This window comes from Dysgonomonas sp. 37-18, assembly GCF_001899125.1.
In the GTDB taxonomy this organism is placed as follows: Bacteria; Bacteroidota; Bacteroidia; order Bacteroidales; family Dysgonomonadaceae; genus Dysgonomonas.
This window is the reverse complement of record NZ_MKVC01000010.1, coordinates 148767-172284: the sequence shown is the minus strand read 5'-3', so window position 1 is coordinate 172284 and position 23518 is coordinate 148767. Positions and strand designations below refer to the sequence as shown.

At 36.2% G+C, this 23518-nt stretch carries 20 protein-coding genes; 11 read left to right on the top strand and 9 right to left on the bottom strand.

Features of this window, described 5'->3' with window-relative positions:
• The first annotated feature begins 8 nt into the window (after positions 1-8).
• From BGO84_RS04535 to BGO84_RS04515, 5 genes are all read left to right on the top strand, one after another.
• The gene (locus BGO84_RS04535) at positions 9-848 is read left to right on the top strand and encodes a DUF5712 family protein (protein ID WP_291027956.1); all 840 of its coding nucleotides are present in this window, start codon (positions 9-11) and stop codon (positions 846-848) included.
• A gap of 76 nt (positions 849-924) precedes the next feature.
• Positions 925-2475, top strand: coding sequence for a hypothetical protein (locus BGO84_RS04530; RefSeq protein WP_291027955.1), 1551 nt, complete (start codon positions 925-927; stop codon positions 2473-2475).
• A complete protein-coding gene (locus BGO84_RS04525; RefSeq protein ID WP_291027953.1) occupies positions 2456-3697 on the top strand; it encodes a hypothetical protein in 1242 nt (413 codons plus the stop codon). Before BGO84_RS04530 ends, BGO84_RS04525 begins: the two co-directional genes overlap by 20 nt.
• Before the next feature lie 4 nt (positions 3698-3701).
• Positions 3702-4904, top strand: a complete 1203-nt coding sequence (locus BGO84_RS04520) for a hypothetical protein (protein WP_291027951.1) — start codon at positions 3702-3704, stop codon at positions 4902-4904.
• A 2-nt stretch (positions 4905-4906) separates the two neighbouring features.
• Positions 4907-6307: a hypothetical protein gene (locus tag BGO84_RS04515; RefSeq protein ID WP_291027949.1), complete on the top strand. Its 1401-nt coding sequence runs from the start codon at positions 4907-4909 to the stop codon at positions 6305-6307.
• A 5-nt stretch (positions 6308-6312) separates the two neighbouring features.
• Here BGO84_RS04515 and BGO84_RS04510 read toward each other — a convergent pair whose 3' ends face one another.
• Positions 6313-6957 carry a nucleotidyl transferase AbiEii/AbiGii toxin family protein gene (locus tag BGO84_RS04510; protein ID WP_291027947.1) on the bottom strand — a complete coding sequence of 215 codons (645 nt, stop codon included), beginning with the start codon at positions 6955-6957 and terminating at the stop codon, positions 6313-6315.
• A gap of 10 nt (positions 6958-6967) precedes the next feature.
• Entirely contained in the window at positions 6968-7405 is a 438-nt protein-coding gene (locus tag BGO84_RS04505; RefSeq protein ID WP_291027945.1) for a HigA family addiction module antitoxin, read from the bottom strand.
• A 495-nt stretch (positions 7406-7900) separates the two neighbouring features.
• On the opposite strand from BGO84_RS04505, the gene guaA reads away from it, so the two are divergent.
• Positions 7901-9421, top strand: a complete 1521-nt coding sequence (gene guaA / locus BGO84_RS04500) for a glutamine-hydrolyzing GMP synthase (RefSeq protein ID WP_291027944.1) — start codon at positions 7901-7903, stop codon at positions 9419-9421.
• 68 nt (positions 9422-9489) lie between these two features.
• Here the strand turns inward: guaA and trxA are convergent, their stop codons facing one another.
• Complete coding sequence (gene trxA / locus BGO84_RS04495) at positions 9490-9957, bottom strand: thioredoxin (RefSeq protein WP_283685454.1); 468 nt, start codon at positions 9955-9957, stop codon at positions 9490-9492.
• Positions 9958-9967: 10 nt separating this feature from the next.
• Positions 9968-10132, bottom strand: a complete 165-nt coding sequence (locus tag BGO84_RS04490) for a hypothetical protein (RefSeq protein WP_167755448.1) — start codon at positions 10130-10132, stop codon at positions 9968-9970.
• A gap of 291 nt (positions 10133-10423) precedes the next feature.
• On the opposite strand from BGO84_RS04490, the gene mutS reads away from it, so the two are divergent.
• The 3 genes from mutS (at position 10424) to BGO84_RS04475 (ending at position 14825) form a co-directional block, all read left to right on the top strand.
• Positions 10424-13006, top strand: coding sequence for a DNA mismatch repair protein MutS (gene mutS, locus BGO84_RS04485; RefSeq protein ID WP_291027942.1), 2583 nt, complete (start codon positions 10424-10426; stop codon positions 13004-13006).
• 205 nt (positions 13007-13211) lie between these two features.
• Positions 13212-14153, top strand: a complete 942-nt coding sequence (locus BGO84_RS04480; protein WP_135105468.1) for a UDP-glucuronic acid decarboxylase family protein — start codon at positions 13212-13214, stop codon at positions 14151-14153.
• Positions 14154-14165: 12 nt separating this feature from the next.
• Positions 14166-14825 (top strand): porin family protein, encoded by a 660-nt coding sequence (locus tag BGO84_RS04475; protein ID WP_291027940.1) that lies wholly within the window; start codon positions 14166-14168, stop codon positions 14823-14825.
• Positions 14826-14921: 96 nt separating this feature from the next.
• Here the strand turns inward: BGO84_RS04475 and BGO84_RS04470 are convergent, their stop codons facing one another.
• The 5 genes from BGO84_RS04470 to BGO84_RS04450 all read right to left on the bottom strand — a co-directional run bounded on the left by BGO84_RS04470 (position 14922) and on the right by BGO84_RS04450 (position 20510).
• Positions 14922-16040, bottom strand: a complete 1119-nt coding sequence (locus tag BGO84_RS04470; protein ID WP_291027939.1) for a glycosyltransferase — start codon at positions 16038-16040, stop codon at positions 14922-14924.
• Positions 16037-17074: a glycosyltransferase family 9 protein gene (locus BGO84_RS04465; RefSeq protein WP_291027937.1), complete on the bottom strand. Its 1038-nt coding sequence runs from the start codon at positions 17072-17074 to the stop codon at positions 16037-16039. Before BGO84_RS04465 ends, BGO84_RS04470 begins: the two co-directional genes overlap by 4 nt.
• A gap of 21 nt (positions 17075-17095) precedes the next feature.
• Positions 17096-17707, bottom strand: coding sequence for a DUF4254 domain-containing protein (locus BGO84_RS04460; RefSeq protein ID WP_291027935.1), 612 nt, complete (start codon positions 17705-17707; stop codon positions 17096-17098).
• Between the two features lie 33 nt (positions 17708-17740).
• Positions 17741-19285 carry a YifB family Mg chelatase-like AAA ATPase gene (locus tag BGO84_RS04455; protein WP_291027934.1) on the bottom strand — a complete coding sequence of 515 codons (1545 nt, stop codon included), beginning with the start codon at positions 19283-19285 and terminating at the stop codon, positions 17741-17743.
• Between the two features lie 88 nt (positions 19286-19373).
• Complete coding sequence (locus BGO84_RS04450) at positions 19374-20510, bottom strand: TlpA disulfide reductase family protein (RefSeq protein ID WP_291027933.1); 1137 nt, start codon at positions 20508-20510, stop codon at positions 19374-19376.
• A 378-nt stretch (positions 20511-20888) separates the two neighbouring features.
• Here BGO84_RS04450 and BGO84_RS04445 point away from each other — a divergent pair, with 378 nt between their 5' ends.
• Both BGO84_RS04445 and BGO84_RS04440 read left to right on the top strand, forming a co-directional pair.
• Complete coding sequence (locus tag BGO84_RS04445; RefSeq protein ID WP_291027932.1) at positions 20889-23000, top strand: S9 family peptidase; 2112 nt, start codon at positions 20889-20891, stop codon at positions 22998-23000.
• An 11-nt stretch (positions 23001-23011) separates the two neighbouring features.
• Positions 23012-23461, top strand: a complete 450-nt coding sequence (locus tag BGO84_RS04440; protein ID WP_291027930.1) for a GNAT family N-acetyltransferase — start codon at positions 23012-23014, stop codon at positions 23459-23461.
• Positions 23462-23518 lie beyond the last annotated feature (57 nt).

The window sequence follows — 23518 nt, the reverse complement described above, 5'->3', positions numbered from 1 at the left end:
TTACACAAATGAATATAGATTTTCCACCATCATCCAAAGGAACATACAATAATGCAGGAAGCTGTAAACGGCTAGCCCAATATTTGGAACATGAGGATTTAGAACGGATGGAGAAAGGTATTTATACCGAAGGCTTCTTTAATCTCTCAGAAGAAACTCTCTATAAATCACAAGTTGTGAAAGATATAGATAGTAACAAAGCCCAACTACTTAAAGGGGATGCTAAGTTTTATGCTATTCATGTCAGCCCATCTACTAGAGAATTACAAGCAATGGGAACCACAGAGCAGGAACAAGCCGAAGCTATGAGAAGATATATTCGGGAGGTCTTTATACCTGAATATGCTAAGAACTTCAATAAAGGTTTATCAGCACAAGATATTAAGTTTTATGGGAAGATTCACTTTAACAGAGACAGATCAGAGAATACAGGGGGAAACATGCACTGCCATGTTATAGTCAGCCGAAAAGACCAATCGAATAAGAAAAAATTATCACCCTTAACCAATCATAAGAACACGAAGAAAGGAACAGTTAAGGGTGGTTTTGATAGGACGAGTCTATTCCGACAGGTAGAACAAGGATTTGATAGTATATTCAACTATGATAGACTGCTAACGGAAACCTTTGAGTATTGTAATACAATGAAGAATGGCTCTATCACAGAACAAATCAAGATGCAAGAACGAATGGATGAACTCACTAATTCATTACAACATGATGTCATGAATTCAGTATGTCAGCAACCTAGTCAATCAATAAACCATACTAGTGAGTCAATAAATCAATCAGATATACAGCAGAAGCAAGAAGAGGAAAAGAAACGGGATAAGAGCTTTAGAATATGAGATATTTATTCCAAATATCGATAAAATACTTAAGAATAAAAATTTATCTTTGTATTATACAGTGACTAAAAACAAAATGTACGAAAAAAAATACATATATGATGTGCTATATGGAGCAATATACCTGCCAGAATATGCTTGGCATGTGATATTTACACCGGAAGTTCAGAGGCTTAGAGAATTAAGATTATGTAATATTAATTCTCTATGTTTAACTGGTGGGGCAAATATTAATCGGTTCGAACACACTTTGGGTACATGTCATCTTGCCTTAACGAATTTAGACAACGGTAAATATGATATATCTCCTCATGAAAAAATGCTATTTGTATTAGCTACAATCTTTCATGATGTATATAATGCTGCATTTGGACATAGTCTTGAATATGTTGAAGGAGTCAAGCCTGAAAGTATGTTTTATGATGCAGCTACGGGACGAAAGCATGAAGCATACCAATATAGAGCTGCATCTTTTGAACCCATCTACTTTGGACGATTAGAAGAGCTATTCAATAAAATTAAAGAATTAAAACTTAGAGAAGAAGATATAAAGGAAATTGGAGATATCATTAATGGCAAAGGAAAATTGGGGAAGCTCTTAAGTGGGACAATGGATTTAGACAATATTGATAATGTCTGTAGACTAGCTTATCATATGGGAATATTCAACAATAAGGAATTACCTCTTAAATTAGCTAAAGCGATCTGGATAGAAAATAACGAATTGAGAATAGATGAAGAAAATATTCCGTTAATAAAAGAATGGATAAACTTAAGGGAATCATTTTATAAATTTTTACTACTCAATCCAGAAGAATTTTCTGCTAAATATATGTTAACAGAAGCTTTTGAATTATTTCAGAGACAAGAGGATAAAGAAATTGGTTTTGCATGGTATGATGCTGATTTTCAGCTGCTAGATAAATTATCTAAAACTTCGTCTGATGTATCCAATATTGTTTCCAATTTAATGTGTGGACAATTATATGGATGTATTGCGATATATACGACTATAAAAACAGAAAAATATCGTGATTTTTTAAATATTAAAGAAAGAGAGATTGTAGAGAAGAGTATATCTTCCCTTATTAAACCAGAAGTTGTACAAACGGTATACTTATCAGATAAGGAACAAGCTATTATTAGAGGCATAAAGGGGCTTACATATTTCGCAGAAGAAAAAAAATTAAGACTTAGTTTTGATATTAAAGATAAGATTTTCAATTTGCTAGTTGATAACGAGTTGTCTAGTCATAAAGCTATGTTAACGTCAATGAGAGATGAGGCAATAGTAAAGTATAATAAATATAAGATGAAATCCCCAATTATTGGAGTACATCCTATTCTTGATATTAACAAAACAAACAGGAAAGTTGATATTAAAACGTCTAACAATAAAAGTTATGAATTGGGTTATTCTTCTAGAGACCTGCATTTAGCTATCCTATTAAAAAACAAAGAATATATAAATTTAGATGCTTTTGAAGGAAATGGGTCTTTAAAGCCGGAAAATATAGAAAATATAAAACAAACAGTCAAAGAGTATTTGATTAACTTTTTAGACGACACCCAAATTATTGAACATAAATTATACTCAGAAATCACGTATGGACAAACCTCTAATTAAGGATGTAAGAGACGTTAAACCTATTTTAAATAATATAAATTGGTCGTTTTATCCAAAACCTCCTATTCTTAAAGATGTAGTTCAACCATTTAACTCAAGGAAATATCATTGGTATCCAGCTACTTACATTCCTGAAATACCATATTCGCTTATTGAAATATTGACACTTCCGGGAGCTAAGGTGTTTGATCCTTTTATGGGAATTGGTACAACTTTCTTTCAAACCTTGATTCAAGGAAGAATTCCTTATGCTAATGATGTATCTAAGATATCTTATGAATTTGTTAAGACTCTCTATAATCTTTTTGACCCTACTATAAATCACTCTAATATTCAAAAAAAGATAAAAAATGATATAGCGAGCTACAATAACCAAGAAAATTATCTCATAAAGGAGAGTAACCCTTATATAGATGAATTTAAGAAATGGTATTCTGATGATAATTTTAATGCTATAAGTTTCCTGATTCAACTAAAAAATACACAAGAGGATAACTTGATTAGTTCTATATATAGTATTGTTATTTCTTCATTGTTAAACTCATCATCCAATCAAGACAGAGGTATGAGTTGTATTGCAGATAATATGTTGCCCAAGCTATACCAAATTCGAGAAGTTGATGTATGTAAAGTATTTTTGTCTAGTGTTAATCGATTGATATCGGATATAAAAGAAACTATAAGTTTGTTGCCAAATGAATATTCATCTTTTTATGAAAATATTAAAAACAAAGAACTTATATCAAACAATGATATATCTGAAATAGTATCTATTGAAGATTCTTCTATAGATATAGTTATTTCTTCGCCTCCATACCCTAATATGATTGATTACACTACATCTCAAAGATTAGCATATTACTATTATGGAGAGGACTTAAATGAGCATCGTAAAAGAGAGATTGGTGCAAGATATAGGCGAAATGTGAAAAACACACTTCAAGATTATTATAATCGAATGAGTGATGCAAATAAGAATATTATAAAAACATTAAAAACAGGAGGTTTATTGTGCTACGTTATGCCTTCATTTAATTCTGATAACGAGAAGAATATTGACAGGAAGCAAATTATTCAAAAAGTAATGGCTAAACTGGAGGACGAACAGGGTATGACAAAAGAAATGGAAATTGAACGTGTTGTTCCGTCTTTACGAAGAACTCATAACAGTAAATGGACTACATTAGAAAAAGAAATGATATATATATACCGTAAAATATAAGTTTATGGACTACACAGGAATTATTCTAACAGGGACTAGTGCATCTGGAAAATCTAGTATTGCTCAAGCTCTGTGCTCATTCGATGGACGATTTCAAATAGTAAAAGCTTTAACAACTCGTGAACCAAGAGATGACGACTTTAACTATGAATACATTTCAAAAGAGGTGTTTGGAGAAAGACGAGGCAGAGGGGAGTTTATTATTGAAGCTGAATATCGTAATGAATACTATTCAATTTCTCAAGATCATATTAAAGAGGTAATAGATAACGGAAAGATACCAATTCTAATTATTACGCCTCAATCGACAAGCAATCCATTAAAGATAGGTGGAATTAAGCGTGACTTTCTCTCATTCTTCTTAGATGCTACTGATTCAATATTAGAGCAAAGATTAATAGCAAGAGGTAGCTCTATAAACCGTCAAAATGTGGTAGAAAGAAACAACTCAGATAGAGAATATCAAAAGCATTCTCTTTATGGGATAATAACCACTCGAGGCGAAGATATCAAAGAGGTTGTTAATTTAATTGTATGGTCATGGAACAATAAGAATAGTGGTGGTATTTTGCCTTCACAAATAATTAAGCTATTTATCAAGTATTGTTCGCTTGTAGAGTCAGAATTTATGATAAACTATGAAAAGAATATATCTGCGGCTTCTTTCGATTTAACGTTAGGAGATAGTTATTTCCAAAATGGACAAATAAAAGAACTTAAGGATAATGAACCCAATATTGTTATTCATCCAGGAGATTTTATTGTAGTTGGAAGTCAAGAAAGAGTGAGTATGCCTGCTTCTATAGCCGGACGATTTGATTTAACTGTAAGTATGTTTTGTAAAGGCTTGATTTTATCAAATGGTCCTCAAGTAGACCCTGGTTTTAAAGGAAATTTGTTTTGTCTTTTGTTTAATACTTCAAGTGAAAAGATTGAATTACAAAAAGGAACACATTATGCAACTATTGAGTTCCATAAATTAGTAGAACCAACTCTGAACCCATATTCAGAAAAAGATAAATATCAACACAAAGAAAAAATTATGCATTATTTACCTGTAACCAAAAGTATTAGTATTATACATCAAGTTCAAAAAGACATAGAGAGTCTAAAAAACGAAAAAAGATTAATGCAAACGCTTACAATAATAATATCTATTGTTGGTATTCTTCTAGCCGCTGCTGCTCTAGTTGTTACTTTAAAATAATTATGGCAGAAAATGCGCTAATAATAGGTGCAGGCATATCTGGTATATCATGTGCCATAACGTTAATAAACAAAGGATTTGTTGGACAAATAACAATTATCGAACAGGGAGCTAGTCATAAAGCAAGACTATGTTCTGTGGATAGTATGGGTATATGCACAAATTGCTCCCCTTGCAAGACAATCTCAGGTTTTGGTGGCTCCGTTCACTATGGAGATACTGTTAAACTCTCCTGTTTCCCCTCAGGGAAAAGGCTGATTAATACTTTAGGAGGGAGCAGAAGTGAGGAATTTCAAAGTCTAGCCTTATCATATTTCTCCGATGATGTATTAAAATTCATCACTCCATCAAAAGAGAATAGTTTGTTTATTGAAAAAGAGTATCCTATAAGTATCTTACATTCTAAGAAAGCTAAAGGGATTTTAGATGAGTGGTGTTTGAAACTATCAAATAAACCAAATGTAAAAGTCTTATTTAATTGTGAGGTAACAAATATTGAAAAGCAGAATAATACATTTAGTGTTTCTTATAAAGAAAAAAGAGAACATAAAGAGATATATGCTGATACAGTAGTCCTATGTATGGGGAGGGCTGGATTTCGCAAAATGAAACAGTTTGCGAGAGAAATAAATATCGTATCAAAACCGCCTCAGGTTTCTATTGGTTTTCGTTTTATGATGCCTAACTATATATTACAAGAGGTTTGCAATATTCATCCCGATTTTAAAACTTCTTTAAATCATAATGGATATAAGTATAAAACGTTTTGTTTTAGTGCGGGGGATATTGGAGGTAGAATAAAACATGCAAATCATGGAGGATTTATGCTTATTGATGGTCATTCAATAACAGATGATGAAACACCATCTCCATTGTCTAATTTTGCTATTTTATCACAGCTAAGGGACTCTTCTGGAAACTTTTATGATTATGATTGGATTGAAAATAATGTAATATTACCATATATCGAGTTAAATACCACTCACAAAGGAAAACCTGTGTTGCAGAGTTACAATGATTTTAAAGTAGGAAAAGTGACAAAACTTAGTAATGAACATTTAGCTAAGTTTAATTCTCAAATCTATGGTGTCGGTAATTTAGCTTCATTAATTCCGAGCAAAGAACAACATATCGGTTTTTGCAACTCTTTAGAAGAATTAATAACAGAGTTTTGTCGAATATCAGAAATAAAAGAACCTTTGTCTAATGTATTAGCGCAGATTTCAGTATTAGGGTTGGAGTTAGAAAGTCTTTGGGATGAAATAGAACTGAGTCAAGACATGGAAACTAATATTCCTTCGTTGTTTGTTACTGGGGATTCAACAGGTATCGCTCAAGGAATCCTACAAGCTTCGGTTGGTGGAATTGCGGCTGCATATGGGATATTGAAAGATAGTTTGTAGCCTCATCACAACATCTCCACAAAATCTAATTTCACCAGCTCCCACTCTTTCCCTTTCAAACAGATAGGATCAATATCTTCATCCGCAGAAGTAAAGTCTGTAAAATTAGCAATAATCTGCTCCCGATCATGAGTATATTCATGCCGTTGTTGATGTATATCAAGCATTTGAGAGATCGTATAAGTATTTAAAAGCTCGTGTAAATCCCAAAAATCCTTTTTGCGACCACCACGAGAAATAACGTCCACTTTCATGGCTACAACATCATCAAGACTAGCAATACGAATATTGTTAATAATATCACAAGGATTGATTATTTCGTCATGATAATACAAATCGACCTTTATGTTCTCGTCTTTCGATTCTCCAATATAATATGACCGTCCAAAGCCAACGATATCTGTTTTATCCGTACAATAATAATATGGATAGTTGTCTTGAAAGAATTTCTCATAAACAGAGAAATCCAAACTACCATAAGGAGCATTGGTAAACAAATCTATATCAACCGATATTCTATGCCCTAAACGTAAACTCAAGGAAGTACCACCAACTAAATAGAACGGATCAAATATAGAATTAGCCATAATATCATCGAGAACCCTTCTCAACAAGGGTGTAACGGTCTCATAATGTAGTTTGGTAGCCATTATTCAAATTTTATTTAGTTGATAGATTATAGTATCGGGTAATTTCCTCAATTTCGTCTTTACTTCCTCTCTCAAAAACTCGTTTGACAACAGTATCTTTGTATTTCCCCCAATTGATTTTACTAAAATCAACATCCCAGAATAAAGACTTGCGGATGCGAGGGGCTTCTGTATAAAGGCTTGCAAGTTCTTGTTCCTTGTATTGCTTTATATCATAGTGCGTTTGTAGAATAGCAAAAAAGCCATCTTCAAATCCTAAAGCCTGATCTATTTTAAGAGCCTGTTCAGTAGTTAAGTTACGCCTACCCGCTATAATTGCATTTATGGTTTGAAAGGGAATAGCCGTTTCCTCAGCCAACGCACGTTGAGTGAGATTCTTTTTCTTCAACTCCCTTTCAATAAACTTTCCAGGATGAATACCTTTTATTATTTCGATAAGATTATTCATAAACATCACTTTTTACAAAGATAAACAAATATGTTTATCTTAAGTTTGATGTATCAGAAAAATTAGTACCTTTACACTACCGCCACAAGACGTTGTGAAGTAAGCAGAAAAATAGCGAAATACAATCGTAGCCAGAGTCAAGGACTACTTTTTAGACATCATACAAACTGGCTTGTATAGCCGATTTCAAGATATGCGACCCCTCCCAGCGGGATCACTAAAAAAAAGCCTTTCAGAAATGAAAGGCTTTTTATTTTTGCTCTATAATATGTTGTCTCAATGTACTAGCCCTTTTCAAATATCTCATTTGTCATTTAAAGGATAACCAACATACGTATTTTCTCATCAGAAACTATAGCATCCTACCCAAACATCAAAAGGTAATATGACACAGAAGTTTCAAGATCGTAAAAAAATAAAATAGCTCTTTAGTAAGAGCAAAAAATGATGTATCTTTGTGCGCATTAAATAAACATCCCTTACTTATCTATATTTATGCACGAAAAAATCATTATTCTTGATTTCGGGTCACAAACCACCCAACTTATTGGTCGCAGAGTAAGAGAACTCAATACATACTGCGAGATAGTGCCTTACAATAAATTTCCATTCGGAGATGAAACTGTAAAAGGAGTTATTCTTTCGGGGAGTCCATTTTCGGTAAACGACTCTGATGCGTTTAAACCTGAACTTAGTGAAATAAGAAAAAACTATCCTGTTCTGGGTATTTGTTACGGAGCACAATATTTGGCTTATACATCGGGCGGAAAAGTAGAGAAAAGCGACTCTCGCGAATACGGGAGAGCTCATCTTGCCAAAATAGACTCTTCAGAGCCTCTGTTTGATGGAATACAAGCAGGTACGCAGGTTTGGATGTCGCATGGAGATACAATAACATCTCTTCCTCACGATTTTAAAACTATAGCCAGTACAGGTGATGTAGAGGCTGCAGCATATAAAATAGATGGAGAGCCTACATGGGCTGTACAATTTCATCCCGAAGTTTTTCATACAACAGATGGTACACGTTTGTTGAGTAATTTCTTGAATATATGTAAGATGAAGCGCGACTGGTCACCTGCTTCTTTTATCGATACTACTGTCGCAGAACTCAAAGAGCAATTAGGAGACGACAAAGTGATACTTGCACTCTCGGGAGGAGTAGATTCGTCAGTAACGGCAGTCCTTTTGAATAAGGCAATCGGTAAAAACCTTACGTGTGTGTTTGTTGATCATGGCTTGCTTCGTAAGAATGAATTCGAAAACGTTTTGAAAGATTATGAGCATCTTGGTCTTAATGTGATAGGCGTTAATGCTAAAGATCGTTTCTATAAAGCTCTTGCAGGTGTTACTGATCCTGAGCAAAAGCGTAAGATAATAGGTAAAGGCTTTATTGATGTTTTTGATGAAGAAGCACATAAGCTCACTGATATAAAATGGTTGGGGCAGGGTACTATTTATCCTGACATTATAGAATCTTTGTCGATAACAGGAACAGTAATCAAATCGCATCATAATGTTGGCGGCTTACCAGAAAAGATGCACTTGAAGTTGGTAGAACCTCTTCGCCTGTTATTTAAAGATGAGGTGCGTCGTGTAGGTCTTGAGCTTGGCATGAAGGAAAATCTTATCAAGCGTCATCCGTTCCCGGGTCCGGGTCTTGGAATTCGTATCCTTGGCGATATTACTCCCGAGAAGGTCGAGATTGCTCAGAATGCTGATGATATCTATATCTCTATGCTACGCGAATGGGGTCTGTATGATAAAGTATGGCAGGCCGGAGCAATATTATTGCCAATCCGTTCGGTGGGAGTAATGGGCGATGAACGTACCTATGAGAATACAGTTGCTTTACGCGCCGTAACATCTACAGATGCTATGACTGCCGACTGGGCACACTTGCCTTATGAGTTTTTAGCTAAAGTCTCTAATGAGATTATCAATAAGGTGAAAGGTGTAAATCGTGTCGTTTATGATATATCTTCAAAACCACCGGCAACCATCGAGTGGGAGTAATATATTGACAAAATATAAAAAAGGACTTCAATTTGAAGTCCTTTTTTTATGTCATATACGAAAGTCTTTTATTCCTTTTCTAACAAAACTTTGTCTATAGCTTCTTTTAGGGCATTTTTAGGGAGGGCACCTTGTGCCATCTGTGGCGTTCCGTTCATCGGTATGAACAGTAGGCTTGGTATACTTCTGATTCCAAATAGAGCTGATAACTCAAGCTCTGCTTCCGTATCTATTTTGTAAATATATATTTCTCCATCATATTCTTTTGCTAATTCCTCCAAAACAGGAGCTACAGCCTTACATGGTCCACACCAGTCTGCATAAAAGTCTATTAAGGCGGGTTTGTCTCCTAAGTATTTCCATTCGTTCGGATTGGCTTCGTAGTTAGCCACTTTCTTTAAAAAATCTATTTTGTTTAAATGTATTGTTTTCACTTTGTTTTCTGTTTTAGCAAGTTCCTCTGTCTTACTACTGCTGTTTTGAGCATAAGTTGTAAGCGAGATTCCTGCGATCAATACTAGTAATAATAATCTCATTCTATTTATATTATTTTTCTTTGTTTATTTCTTTCGATCCGGCATATTGCTGATTCTCATCTATCTGGCAATATCCTGTTATGCAGCAGGAAGTATTCACTGCCACGATAAAGATACCTAAAATAAATTGCAAAGAATGAGTAGCTACCCACTTCTTTATATACCGTTTCATCATTTTTTCTTTTTCTATAAACAGCTACAAATATAATATATATTTTCCTTTAGAATATATTTCTATGGTTAAATAAAATGAATAATGATATGCAGAACCTGATAGCGATTAAACCCTAAGAGGATTTAAAAAAAGATAAAAACAAATAAGTTTTAACTCCGTTTTTCGAAGCCAAAATAAAGATTCATCACACTTTCATTTATTTTTTTCTATCTTTGTTTTCTTATAATTGATTCATAAAAACATCTAAACTATATAAATACTGTGTCAAAAAAGGTAGCTGAAACCCCACTGATGAAACAATATTTTGAGATCAAGAGCAAGCATCCTGATGCTATATTATTGTTCAGAGTAGGAGACTTTTACGAAACATTTTCGGATGACGCTATCGATGCTGCCGAGATATTGGGAATCACGCTTACGCGTAGAGGAAACGGTACTGCTCAGTTTGTAGAATTGGCAGGATTTCCACACCATGCATTGGATACATATTTGCCAAAGTTGGTACGTGCCGGAAGGCGTGTCGCTATTTGTGACCAATTGGAAGACCCTAAGCAAACGAAGACCCTTGTAAAGAGAGGTATTACCGAGCTTGTTACCCCCGGGGTCTCTATTAATGATAATATACTAAATCATAAAGAGAATAATTTCCTTTGTGCCATTCACTTTGCAAAGAACACCTGTGGAGTTTCTTTTTTGGATATTTCTACCGGAGAATTTCTCGTTGCAGAGGGTACAAAAGAATATATAGATAAACTACTTACAAACTTTTCTCCTAAAGAGGTGCTCTTAGAGAGAAGTAAGAAAAAAATGTTTGAAGAGTCGTTTGGCTCTCGTTTTTTTATTTTCGAGCTCGACGATTGGGTGTTTACCGAAGATACAGCAAAAGGTCGCCTTTTGAAGCATTTCGAAACCCGCAATCTGAAAGGTTTCGGTGTGGAGCATCTGACAAACGGAGTTATTGCTGCAGGGACAATTCTTCATTATCTGGATGTTACTCAACATACTCAGATAGGGCATATAACATCTCTCTCTCGTATAGAGGAGGATAAATATGTGCGTTTGGATAAGTTTACAGTGCGTAGCCTTGAAATTATCTCAACGATGAATGAAGGAGGCAAAAGCCTGTTAGATATCTTGGATAAGACAGTCTCTCCAATGGGTGCACGCATGCTTCGCCGCTGGCTTGTATTCCCGCTCAAAGATGTAAAACCTATCAATAGCCGCTTGTCCGTTGTAGAATACTTCTTTAAGGATATTGAACTGAAAACTTTGCTCGAAGAACAGCTTGCGTTGATCGGAGACTTGGAACGAATTATATCTAAGGTTGCCGTAAACAGAGTTTCTCCGCGCGAAATCGTTCAACTTAAGGTGGCACTGAAAGCGATAGAACCGATACGAAATGCATTTTTGGCTTCGGACGAACCAAGCTTGAGGGAAATAGGAGAAAGGCTCAACCCTTGTCCGGTGATACATGATCGTATCGAAAAAGAAGTGCAACCCGATCCCCCTTCTCTGATTAATAAAGGAAATATAATAAGAAAAGGAGTAAACCCGGAACTGGACGAACTTCGAGATATAGCCTACTCCGGAAAAGATTACTTATTAAAGATACAACAACGAGAAACTGAAGCTACAGGTATATCATCTCTGAAGATCAGTTTTAATAACGTATTTGGCTACTATATTGAGGTCAGAAATACTCATAAAGATAAAGTCCCTGAAGGCTGGATACGCAAGCAAACGTTGGTAAATGCAGAGCGCTACATTACTCAGGAACTGAAAGAGTATGAAGAAAAGATACTGGGAGCCGAAGAGAAAATTCAGGCCTTGGAATCTAATCTATTCAATGAGCTTGTCCTTAGTATTGTAGAGTATATACCGGCAATACAGGCAAATGCAAGTCTTATTGCTCAGACCGATTGTTTACTTTCTTTCTCCAAAGTTGCAAAAGAGAATAAATATATCCGTCCCGAGATAAATGATACGGATGTTTTAAAGATAAAGAACGGTCGTCATCCTGTAATAGAGAAGCAGTTACCGCTTGGGGAAAGTTATATTGCCAATGATGTATCTCTGGATAGTAACAAGCAGCAGATAATAATTATTACCGGGCCTAATATGGCGGGTAAGTCGGCATTGCTTCGTCAAACTGCACTTATTACACTGATGGCACAGGCCGGAAGTTTTGTCCCTGCCGAATCGGCTCAAATAGGATTGGTGGATAAGATATTTACTCGTGTAGGAGCTTCTGACAACATCTCTGTAGGTGAGTCTACGTTTATGGTAGAGATGAACGAGGCTTCTGATATTTTGAATAACTTATCGCCTAAAAGTCTTGTTTTGTTTGATGAATTAGGGCGTGGAACAAGTACCTATGACGGTATTTCTATTGCATGGGCTATTGTTGAGTACATTCACGAACATCCTAAAGCAAGAGCAAAAACCTTGTTCGCAACGCACTATCATGAGCTGAACGAGATGGAAAAATCTTTTAAGCGGATAAAGAACTTCAACGTTTCGGTTAAAGAAATAGACAATAAAGTTATATTCCTCCGTAAACTTGTTCCCGGAGGAAGTGAACATAGCTTTGGTATACATGTGGCTAAGATGGCGGGAATGCCTCAAAGCATTGTTAAAAGAGCCAATTCGATATTAAAGCAATTGGAATCGGATAATCGCAAACAAGGTATATCGAAACCGATTAAAGATATTAAAGAAAACAGAGAAGGGTATCAGCTAAGCTTTTTCCAACTTGATGACCCTGTTCTCAGCCAGGTAAGAGATGAAATTAAATCATTAGATGTAAACAATCTGACACCAATGGAGGCTCTAAATAAACTGAATGAGATAAAAAAAATAGTATCCGGTAAATAGGAGTAAATATACTCTAGATACGTATAACTTTATAAAATAATAAGAAAACTTGCTGATCAAATTCATAAATAGAATCTGATAAATTCAAACTATTGCAAAACTGTACTTTAGGTAGTTTTTCTTTCAATAAAAAAACTACATTCGTCAAGTTTTTTGTTTCTTTGTGTTTTAGAATAAATTAAATAACAGCTATTTCTGTAAAATAATGAATCGCAAAAAGATATTGGTCACCGGTGGTGCGGGATTTATTGGTTCACATCTTTGTGAAAGACTTTTGAAAGATGGGAATGAAGTTTTATGCTTAGATAATTATTTTACAGGCTCAAAAGATAATATCATACATCTTTTAGATAATCCATATTTTGAATTAATCAGACATGATATAGTTCATCCTTTTCATGCGGATGTTGATGAGATATACAATTTGGCTTGCCCTGCTTCTCCTGTACATTATCAGTACAATGCGATAAAAACAATAAAAACGTCTGTAGTAGGAGCCATCAATATGCTTGGTTTGGCAAAGCGCCTGAAAGCAAAGGTGCTACAAGCTTCTACAAGTGAGGTATATGGCGACCCCAATGTACACCCTCAGCCCGAATCTTATTGGGGAAATGTAAATCCGATAGGGATACGTTCTTGCTATGATGAAGGAAAGCGTTGTGCCGAAACCTTATTTATGGACTATCACCGTCAGAATGGAGTGAGAATAAAGATTGTACGCATATTTAATACTTACGGACCTCATATGAACCCCAATGATGGGAGGGTTGTATCTAATTTTATTGTGCAAGCACTCAAGGGAGAAGATATTACGATATATGGTGATGGCACTCAGACCAGAAGCTTTCAGTATGTAGATGACCTTGTTGAAGCGATGACCCGAATGATGGCGACCGACGACTCTTTTATTGGTCCTGTAAATACAGGAAATCCGGGAGAGTTCACAATGCTTGAACTTGCAACCCTCATTCTCGAACTTACAGGTTCAAAGTCGAAACTGATATTTATGCCTTTACCTAGTGATGATCCTAAACAGAGAAGACCCGATATAACTTTAGCAAAAGAAAAGCTAAGCTGGGAACCGAAGGTGCAACTGAGGGATGGGTTAATTAAAACGATTGACTATTTTGACAAAATCTTAACATAATGTGTTATAATAATGAATGCAATTTACAAAACAACAAAACTATTAGCTGTAATGCTTTTGCTAGTAACAGCCGGAAATGCACAAGATAATGTAGCGATTGTAGGAGTAAGAGCCGGGATAAACCTTTCCGGACAAGATGGAGTGCCAAGAGGTGAGCTGGACAGTTATGCCAAAGTTGGCTTCAATATAGGCGTGACGGTAGATTTCAGATTATCAGATAAAATGTATTTGATAACGGGTATGGAATACACAGTAAAAGGTTCTAAAGGCAAAAAATATGTAGAGGCGACATCAGATGCTCCGGGTCACTATTTTATTAATAACGATAAGCCTGCTTATTTACAAATACCGCTTCATGTAGGTTACCTCTGGCCTATAAACAGGGATTTTCGTTTGATGTTTCATGCAGGACCTTTTATGGCATATGGCTTAGGCGGCAAAACGCATTGGACATATGTCTATGACGATGAAGAATTTAGAAAAAAAGAAGACTTCTTCGGTATTGGTGTCGGAAAATTTGACTGGGGATTAGGTGGCGGTGTTAATGCCGAATACGACAGATATGTTTTGGCTATAGGATACGATCGCGGATTGAGAAATTTTGCACCCGGATATAATGATGGAAAAGCCAGAACAAGAAATATGTATATTTCAGTAGGATACTTATTTTAAACGCAAACAGGATTATGAAACTCAATAATCATTCTTGCCTATAACGAGCCGAGGAAAATTCATTTGGATTGTTAGGAGTGCACTAGAAGGCAGATGTTACAAGCGGGATAAAGAAGATTCGGTAAATTGGATGAAGCTTTTCCAGGATAATCGTTTCTTTTCTTCTTTAATTTTTTCCCTATAAATAGAGATCTTCTTTTCATCCGAAAAGAATTCCAATACAGCTTCGGCAATGTCTGTATTGGTTGCAGTTGGTGCTACAACTCCAATTTGTGCATCTTTTACACTATTTCCTAGTTCTCCTACATGTGTCGCTATTATAGGGAGTTCCATCTGTATGGCAATCGCAGTAACCCCACTTTGTGTAGCAGACCGATAAGGTAATACTAAAACATCTGCTGCCGAGAAAAAAGTGGCGACCATATTATCCGGAATATATTGCTCAAATACTTTTATATTATCCTTTAATCGAGACTTCTCTATGAGTTTTTTATACTTTTCAAAATCGCCATAGCTTTCTCCGGATATGATAAGTTGGAAGCTATCGTCAAGGTAGTCCATTGCTTCTATAAGTAAGTCGAGGCCTTTATATTCTCGGATGAGACCAAAAAATAAAAGATTCTTTTTGTCACTTCTTATTCCCAGTTTATCGCAAGCTGGCTCTTTTTCTATTGTTTCGCCATAATTATCATATATCGGATGCGGATGTAAAAATATATTTGCCCCTTTGCAAAGCGATAATACATCTTTCCTGACTGTTTCACTTAATACGATGAAAGCATCACATCTATTGAAAAATAGTTTTGTAAGAGGCTTATCTATAACTCGTTTTTCGTGAGGAATCGCATTGTGTGCAAGTGACACTATTTTTATCTGCTTGTTTAGCATCAGGCAAACAGAGCTGTAGGCAGGCACCATAAATGACATCCAATAGGAGATAATCAGTATGTCAGGCTTGTATTTATTTATTTCCTTTGCTGTTTTTATATAGCTGACAGGGTTTATGCTATTCAGTGTACGACAGCTTTCTATATCCGAATATTCATTGTCAGGGACATATTGGCTTTTTCCCGGGAATAGAAAATTAGGGTATAATGTTGTAAATGAAAATGCCTTCACCTCATTGTTTCCCGATAGCCCTCTGTAGAGCAACTCGCTAAATTGGGCAATTCCTCCTCTGTAGGGAAAAAATGGTGATAGGATAGCTATTTTCATGATTCTTTTTTATTCAGTTCTTTATGGATACGGGATACGACCATATCTTCCGAAATTCTCTCTAAGCAAGCATAATCTTCTCGTTGGCAGGGTAGGTCTCCATATACCGAGCAGGGTCTACATTCAATATCTATTTGAATAGCATTGTCTAAGTCCTGATTGAAACCATAAAATCCTAGCGACGGGTGTGTTGCACCCCAGATTGATATTACGGGAACCTGAACAAGAGATGCCAGATGCATATTTGCAGAATCCATTGAGAGCATTACATCCAGATATGATATAAGCATAAGCTCTCTTTCCAGATTTAATTTCCCCATTGTATTTACTGTATTTGGATACATTTTAGCCCATTTAGACAGAACTCTATCTTCCTCTTTCCCTGCACCGAACAGAAATATAGTAATATTCCCTTCTTTGGATAGTTTCTCAATTACTTTTTCCATTTTTTCCAGAGGGTATATTTTGCCCTTATGCTTAGAAAAAGGAGCAATTCCAACCCATTTCCCCGTTTTTTCGGTAGCTATAGCCCTTAAGCTAGAAAAGTCTTTGGGTATAAACTGTAATACATTCGTAAAAATCATGGGAGCAGGAAATCCCAAATCGTCAAATACTTTTTGATATCGTTCGATAGTACTTTTTAAAGGGGGCTGTAAGTTTTTATTAGCAATCATTTCTCTTTTTTCTTTACGCCCTTTGTCTATATAAGCCACTTTACGTCCTGTCATTTTCATAAAAAAACGGATGGCTTTAGATCTCAGGACATCATGTTCGTCGGCGACATGAGAAAAACCAAGAGTTGCAACCCTCCTGATTATTCTGAACATTCCTACTATGCCCCTGTGTCTGCCGGTAACGTCTACCGGAATAACATTAATGTTGAAGCCTAAGTTTTCGAATAGAGGGGCAAAAGCTTTACGCGTCATTACCGAAAAACGGTCTTGAGGGTACTTTGCTGCAACAGAAAAAATGACAGGTACAAGAATTGCAACATCCCCAAACGAGGAAGTGCGGATTACTAATACTTTAGCCATAATTGCAAAATTAGTGTTAGGTTATTTTGATTCTTTTCCATATAAAACAGGATTAAGAGCAGGGTCGTTATACATTTTCATTTGCTTGTATACCTTCATATACTTGTTTCCTGCTTCTATGTCCTCTAATAATTCTTCAATAGCTGTGGATAAATCTTCACGCTGGGCTAACAGTATATCTAATTTTTTAGAAACCTGTTCGTGATGATTTGCATCCGAATCTTTTCTGTCTACCTCTTGCTGCATGTGATATATTTTGAGAGCAAGTATCGATAAACGGTCGATAGCCCATGCCGGGCTTTCTGTATTGATACGGGCATTTGGTTGTATCTTTATGTCTTTATATTTATCAAGGAAATAGCTGTCGATTAATTCAACCAAGTCAGTTCTGTCCTGATTCGACGTATCTATTCTTCTTTTTATTTTTAGAGCTTCTGTTGGGTTTATTTCAGGGTCGCGAATAATGTCTTCCAGATGCCATTGAACTGTATCAATCCAATTTTTGAGGTATAGGAAATACTCGATAGTTTTTTCTTCAAACGGGTTGTTTATTGGAGTATCAACATGATCTGCCTTATGGTAATCATTTATTACTTGCACAAAAATGGAATTACTTAATTCGGTAAAAGTCATGATCTAGATTTTTAGTATTACTTATTTATTAATTTATTTTTTACTCGCCCACGTTTCCCTATCCAAATTTCGGTAATTTATTGCTTCTGCCAAATGTTTTGAATGAATTTTTTCAGAATTATCCAGATCCGCAATGGTTCGAGACACTTTTAGTATGCGATCGTATGCTCTTGCTGATAAATTGAATCGATCCATTGCTGTTTTTAATAATTGCAATCCCTCGTTATCGGGTGAAGCATATTTAGCGAGCATTTTGGGTGTCATCTGAGCATTGCAGTAGATACCTTCTTCATTCTCGAAGCGTTTACTTTGGTGTTCTCTAGCAACAATTACCCGCTCTCGAATAAGGTTGCTTGCCTCAGCAGGGGTTTTATCCGATATTTTTTCAAATGGAACTGGTACTATTTCTATATGAATATCTACCCGGTCGAGTAATGGCCCCGATATCTTATTCAGATATTTTTGTACTACTCCATTGGGGCAAACACATTCTTTTTCGGGATGATTGTAGTACCCGCATGGGCACGGATTCATCGAAGAAATCAGCATAAAGCTTGCAGGATACTCCACTGTAAACTTTGAGCGTGATATGGTTATTCTTCTATCTTCAAGCGGCTGTCTCATTACTTCGAGCACACTTCGGCTGAACTCTGGCAATTCGTCAAGAAATAATACTCCGTTGTGAGCCAAACTTATTTCTCCCGGCTGAGGATATGCCCCGCCTCCAACCAGTGCTACATCAGAAATTGTATGATGCGGACTGCGGAACGGACGTTGAGCCATCAGTGCTGTTTCTGTGCCTATTTTTCCGGCTACGCTGTGTATCTTTGTTGTTTCAAGCGCTTCATGCAGGGTGAATGGAGGTAGGATGGAAGGCATTCGTTTAGCCATCATCGATTTTCCTGCACCGGGAGGGCCGATCATAATGAGGTTGTGACCTCCTGCTGCGGCAACTTCCAATGCTCGCTTTACGTTTTCTTGTCCTTTTACGTCCGAGAAGTCGAAATCGAATAATTGCTGGGCATTATAGAACTCGGTGCGAGTATCTACGATTGTTTTTTCCAGATCGTGATCTCCATTAAAGAAGTTTACTACCTCTTTGATGTTGTCTACACCATATACCTCGAGGTTATTTACAACTGCTGCCTCCCGTGCATTCTTATTCGGCAATATAATTCCTTTAAATCCCATTGTTCGAGCCATTATGGCTATCGGTAAAACACCTTTAATGGGGAGTATGCTACCATCGAGAGAAAGTTCTCCCATTATTATGTATTCTTCAAGTTTGTCCGGCTTTACACTGTCTGATGCCGCTAATATTCCGATAGCTAAAGGCAGATCGTAAGCTGTGCCTTCTTTGCGTATGTCGGCAGGAGACATGTTTATGACGACTTGTTGTCTTGGGAATTTGTATCCGTTTACTTGCAATGCCGAAATAATACGTTCATGGCTCTCCTTCACTGATGCATCAGGTAGCCCAACCAGCATGAACTTAATTCCCTTCGAGCAGTTAACTTCTATGGTGATAAGTGTAGCCTCTATTCCTTGAACAGCAGCTCCAAAAATTTTGACCAACATCTATTATATTGTATATAGTAGTAAAGTTGTACTTTTATTAGTACTACACAAATATAAGGAAAAAAAAGGAATCCTTAAGTGTTAACGACTATTTGCCGGAATCAACCAGCTCATCCATCTTTTTTATTAAAGCGGTAACGGGGAAATCTCTGTCGGTTATATTACCCGAAGGCGATATAAGTACATTGTATGGTATCTCGCGTATATAATAAGTATCGAATTCCTTTGCAGACCATCCGCCTTTTACGGGTATGATCGTCCATTTTACAGAATCTGTGAAACTCTTTGATATCGGTTCATCTTCTATATCTTTGATTATGGATATGAATTCGATATTCTTTTTCTGTTTCTTCAATTCGTTATAAACCTTTACAGCATCCTTTTTTTCTAACTTGCACACTTCACAAGTTGTAGAAGCAAATGTTAATAGCACATATTTCCCTTTAAAGTCGGACAGCTGTACATTTTTTCCATTTGCATCTTTCAGGTTGAAAACCGGTGCTATTGCTCCGATCGATGATCGTTTTACTTTATCTCTAAATTGTTTTAGGTCGGCTGTCAGTTGGAAGTCAACCGCTTTTCCTTTTAGTAAAGCGAGGTTTTCATCGAGGCGGGGAATAGATGATTCGTCTTTGAAAAATGTGTTGATTAACATCACGCTTGCTATCTTTTCCGGATTTGTTTTTATATAGTTAGCTGCAATGTTCGATAATTCGAAGTTTATATTTTTTAATTCTACTACGTAGTCTTTAACTTTGAGGGTATCATTGTTGTCTGAGTTTTTTCTGTCGGCAGCAATCAAGATGTCCGCCCGATTCTTTAGCAACTCTTTGTTTTGATTCTTAAATGTTGTGAGGTCATCATTCACATCTCCACCCTTCACGTTTATCAAGTCGGGGTATAATGCATCTCCTTTTAGTTCTACATCCCATCCTTTGTTTACAAGTATATAGGTGCTTTTTGTGTTCTGATTGAAATAAAGGGACATTTCTGTAAGTGTGTCAACCGCTCCTTTGAACGAAAATTCTCCTTTTGCATTTATCGGAATTGTATCTATAACAACGGAGTCGCCGACTTCATGAGACATTAGGAAATAATTCCCTGTAAGATTCTCCAGTTTTCCGGATATCTCATATTTCGATGTCGCTTTTTTGTCACAGGATATCATTACTGTAGCGCAAAGTGTAACGATTCCTATGTAGCGTAATGCATTATAGATAGACATTCTTCCTGATTTTGTTAAGTTATATATCTTCCCCTTGATATTTTGAACGTGTAAAGATACTATTTATTATTTAAACGTTTAAAAAAATAAAATTGTTCTAAAAAAAACTAATTTAAGCAAGGCTGATGAACTTGTTTCTTTCTGTTAAAATAGATTTGGACTGAAAAAGAGTCGTTTATATTCAGAATATTTGATCTTTAACCCTTGATCTTTTTCTTGTTATTGTCTTTTCTTTCCCTTATCTGGTATACTATTATATGCTCTTTGTAAGAAACGAAAACATTTAAAATCATTATCTTTGCTCGTAAAAAAACAAATTGATATTGTATGAAATCATTCGGTTCTCTTTTTTTTCTTCTTATAAGCATATTGTTTCCTATGAAATCTTATAGTCAAGAAATTCCTTTATCTCTCGAAGACCTTATTCCGGGAGGTAAAACGTACAGCAAGTATCGTGCCGAAATGCCTCGCCGGGTAAGTTGGGCTGGTGATAAACTTACCTACGTTAAGGGGGATTCTATCATGATAGCACCTAATACGGAAAAGGAAACAGCTCAGGTTTTACTTACAGTTAAGGATATTAATGCCAATAGTGGTTTGGGCGAAGGAGAGAGCGTTAAGAGTTTAACTTACGTTCAGTTTGTTTCTGCAACGTCAAACAATTTGATGATCGTTTCTCCCGAAAAGATCTATTTGTACGATTTTGTAAATAAGAAGTTGGCAGGAACTTTTTCTTCTACAGAAAAAATGGAGAATCACGACCTGTCAGATAAAAGTAACAATTTGGCATACACGATAGAGAATAATCTTTTTGTACAAACTCCTGACGGGAAAAAGTATGATGTCACAACCGATACTGACAAGGGTATTGTAAACGGACAATCTGTCCATAGAAATGAGTTTGGAATAAATAAAGGCACTTTTTGGTCTCCTAAAGGGAACCTTCTGGCTTTTTACCGTATGGACGAAACAATGGTGACAGATTATCCTTTGGTCGATGTTTCGACTCGTATTGCTCAACTGAAAAATATAAAATATCCGATGGCAGGAATGAAAAGCCATCATGTCACAGTCGGTGTTTTTCACCCTGCAACTCAGGAAACAGTATTCCTTAAAACAGGTACACCGAAAGAAAAATATCTGACAAATATATCTTGGAGTCCCGATGAAAAGAGTGTTTATATAGCAGAAGTAAACAGAGGGCAGGATACATGTGTGCTAAGAAGCTACGACGCTTTGACGGGAAAACTGCAGACGACATTATTTACAGAGACTCATCCGAAATATGTAGAACCAGAAAATCCTGTTCTATTTTTGAAAAATGATCCGAATAAATTTATTTGGCAAAGTGAACGTGATGGGCACAATCATTTGTATCTGTACGATATTAGCGGGAAGTTGCTAAAACAAATCACTACGGGAAATTGGGATGTCACTTCTGTTCTCGGGTTTGACAAAAAAGGAGAAACTATATTCTACGTATCCACCGAGGAAAGCCCGATAGAAAGGCATATTTATAAGCTTAACCTCAAAACCGGAAAGAGAGAAAAACTGTCGAAAGAAGAAGGTGTGCACAATGCCATGCTGAGTGCTTCGGGAAAATACGTATGTGATATTTATACTTCACAAAACAATCCGGGTAAAGCTGGCGTTACGGAGACTAAAACAAATAAAACCTATATCTTTCATACAGCTAAGAATCCTTACAAGAATGTGGAGTTGCCTGAAATTACTTTAGGTTCGTTGAAAGCCAACGATAATAGTACCGATTTGTATTATCGCATTGTTAAGCCTCTGAACTTTGATCCGAACAAAAAATACCCTGTAATAGTTTATGTCTATGGAGGTCCGCATTCGCAATTGGTAGATAACTCATGGCTTGGTCAGGCGAGGGGTTGGGATATATATATGGCCGAAAAGGGATATATTGTTTTTACAATCGATAACAGAGGTACAAGTTATAGAGGGATAGATTTTGAGAATATCACACATCGCAGACTTGGTGTTATAGAGACTCAGGATCAGATGACAGGTGTTGAATACTTGAAATCTTTGCCATACGTAGATACTGTCAGGATAGGCGTTCATGGATGGAGTTTCGGTGGTTTTATGACTCTCAATCTGATGCTTCGTCATCCCGAGACTTTCAAGGTAGGTGTAGCGGGTGGACCTGTTACCGATTGGAAATATTATGAAGTGATGTACGGCGAACGATATATGGATAGTCCACAGGAAAATCCTGAAGGATATAAAGAAACAAGTATGGTAGCACGTGCGGGAGATCTGAAAGGACGCTTGATGCTTATACATGGAGACGAAGACCCGACAGTAGTGATGCAACAAAGCCTTCAATTCCTAAATTCTGCAATAAAGAAAGGAACGCATCCCGACTTCTTCATCTATCCGGGGCATGGTCACAATATGATAGGGCGTGATAGAGTGCATCTGCATGAGCATATAACTCGCTATTTTGATGATTTCTTGAAATAACTGATAAGTAAATGACAATAACCAGAACTGATTCGTCCAATAAAGATTTTATCGAGCTTATACCATATCTCGATGCGGAACTAGACGTAATGGATAGGGAGGCTCATACGATATGCAGTCAGTATAACGGTGTGGAAGCTATAAAGAATGTCGTTCTTGCTTATTCGGAAGGAATAGTTGTCGGGTGCGGAGCAATTAAAAAGTACTCGGAAGATACGATGGAAGTAAAACGAATGTTTGTAAGACCGGAATATCGCGGCAAAAGGATTGCTTCAAATGTATTGAAGGAATTGGAAGTTTGGGCTTTAGAGTTGGGGTATTCAGTCTGCATTCTCGAAACCAGTTGTAAACTCTCCGATGCGATAAGGCTTTATGAGAAAAGCGGCTATGTGCAAATACCTAATTATGATCAATATGAAAATGTTGAGACTAGTCGATGTTTTTGCAAAAAGCTGAAATAAATACCTCGAATAGAAACTGACTCGAACAGATACATTTCTTTCTAATAATTATCTATT

Excerpts from the sequence above, each read along its gene's own strand:
- BGO84_RS04480 (WP_135105468.1), top strand. The coding sequence starts at position 13,212 with ATGAATCGCAAAAAGATATTGGTCACCGGTGGTGCGGGATTTATTGGT.
- BGO84_RS04470 (WP_291027939.1), bottom strand. The coding sequence starts at position 16,040 with ATGAAAATAGCTATCCTATCACCATTTTTTCCCTACAGAGGAGGAATT.
- BGO84_RS04535 (WP_291027956.1), top strand. The coding sequence starts at position 9 with ATGAATATAGATTTTCCACCATCATCCAAAGGAACATACAATAATGCA.
- BGO84_RS04520 (WP_291027951.1), top strand. The coding sequence starts at position 3,702 with ATGGACTACACAGGAATTATTCTAACAGGGACTAGTGCATCTGGAAAA.
- BGO84_RS04445 (WP_291027932.1), top strand. The coding sequence starts at position 20,889 with ATGAAATCTTATAGTCAAGAAATTCCTTTATCTCTCGAAGACCTTATT.
- trxA (WP_283685454.1), bottom strand. The coding sequence starts at position 9,957 with ATGAGATTATTATTACTAGTATTGATCGCAGGAATCTCGCTTACAACT.
- BGO84_RS04450 (WP_291027933.1), bottom strand. The coding sequence starts at position 20,510 with ATGTCTATCTATAATGCATTACGCTACATAGGAATCGTTACACTTTGC.
- BGO84_RS04530 (WP_291027955.1), top strand. The coding sequence starts at position 925 with ATGTACGAAAAAAAATACATATATGATGTGCTATATGGAGCAATATAC.
- BGO84_RS04510 (WP_291027947.1), bottom strand. The coding sequence starts at position 6,957 with ATGGCTACCAAACTACATTATGAGACCGTTACACCCTTGTTGAGAAGG.
- BGO84_RS04455 (WP_291027934.1), bottom strand. The coding sequence starts at position 19,285 with ATGTTGGTCAAAATTTTTGGAGCTGCTGTTCAAGGAATAGAGGCTACA.
- mutS (WP_291027942.1), top strand. The coding sequence starts at position 10,424 with ATGAAACAATATTTTGAGATCAAGAGCAAGCATCCTGATGCTATATTA.
- BGO84_RS04460 (WP_291027935.1), bottom strand. The coding sequence starts at position 17,707 with ATGACTTTTACCGAATTAAGTAATTCCATTTTTGTGCAAGTAATAAAT.
- BGO84_RS04475 (WP_291027940.1), top strand. The coding sequence starts at position 14,166 with ATGAATGCAATTTACAAAACAACAAAACTATTAGCTGTAATGCTTTTG.
- BGO84_RS04505 (WP_291027945.1), bottom strand. The coding sequence starts at position 7,405 with ATGAATAATCTTATCGAAATAATAAAAGGTATTCATCCTGGAAAGTTT.
- BGO84_RS04525 (WP_291027953.1), top strand. The coding sequence starts at position 2,456 with ATGGACAAACCTCTAATTAAGGATGTAAGAGACGTTAAACCTATTTTA.
- BGO84_RS04465 (WP_291027937.1), bottom strand. The coding sequence starts at position 17,074 with ATGGCTAAAGTATTAGTAATCCGCACTTCCTCGTTTGGGGATGTTGCA.
- BGO84_RS04515 (WP_291027949.1), top strand. The coding sequence starts at position 4,907 with ATGGCAGAAAATGCGCTAATAATAGGTGCAGGCATATCTGGTATATCA.
- guaA (WP_291027944.1), top strand. The coding sequence starts at position 7,901 with ATGCACGAAAAAATCATTATTCTTGATTTCGGGTCACAAACCACCCAA.
- BGO84_RS04490 (WP_167755448.1), bottom strand. The coding sequence starts at position 10,132 with ATGATGAAACGGTATATAAAGAAGTGGGTAGCTACTCATTCTTTGCAA.
- BGO84_RS04440 (WP_291027930.1), top strand. The coding sequence starts at position 23,012 with ATGACAATAACCAGAACTGATTCGTCCAATAAAGATTTTATCGAGCTT.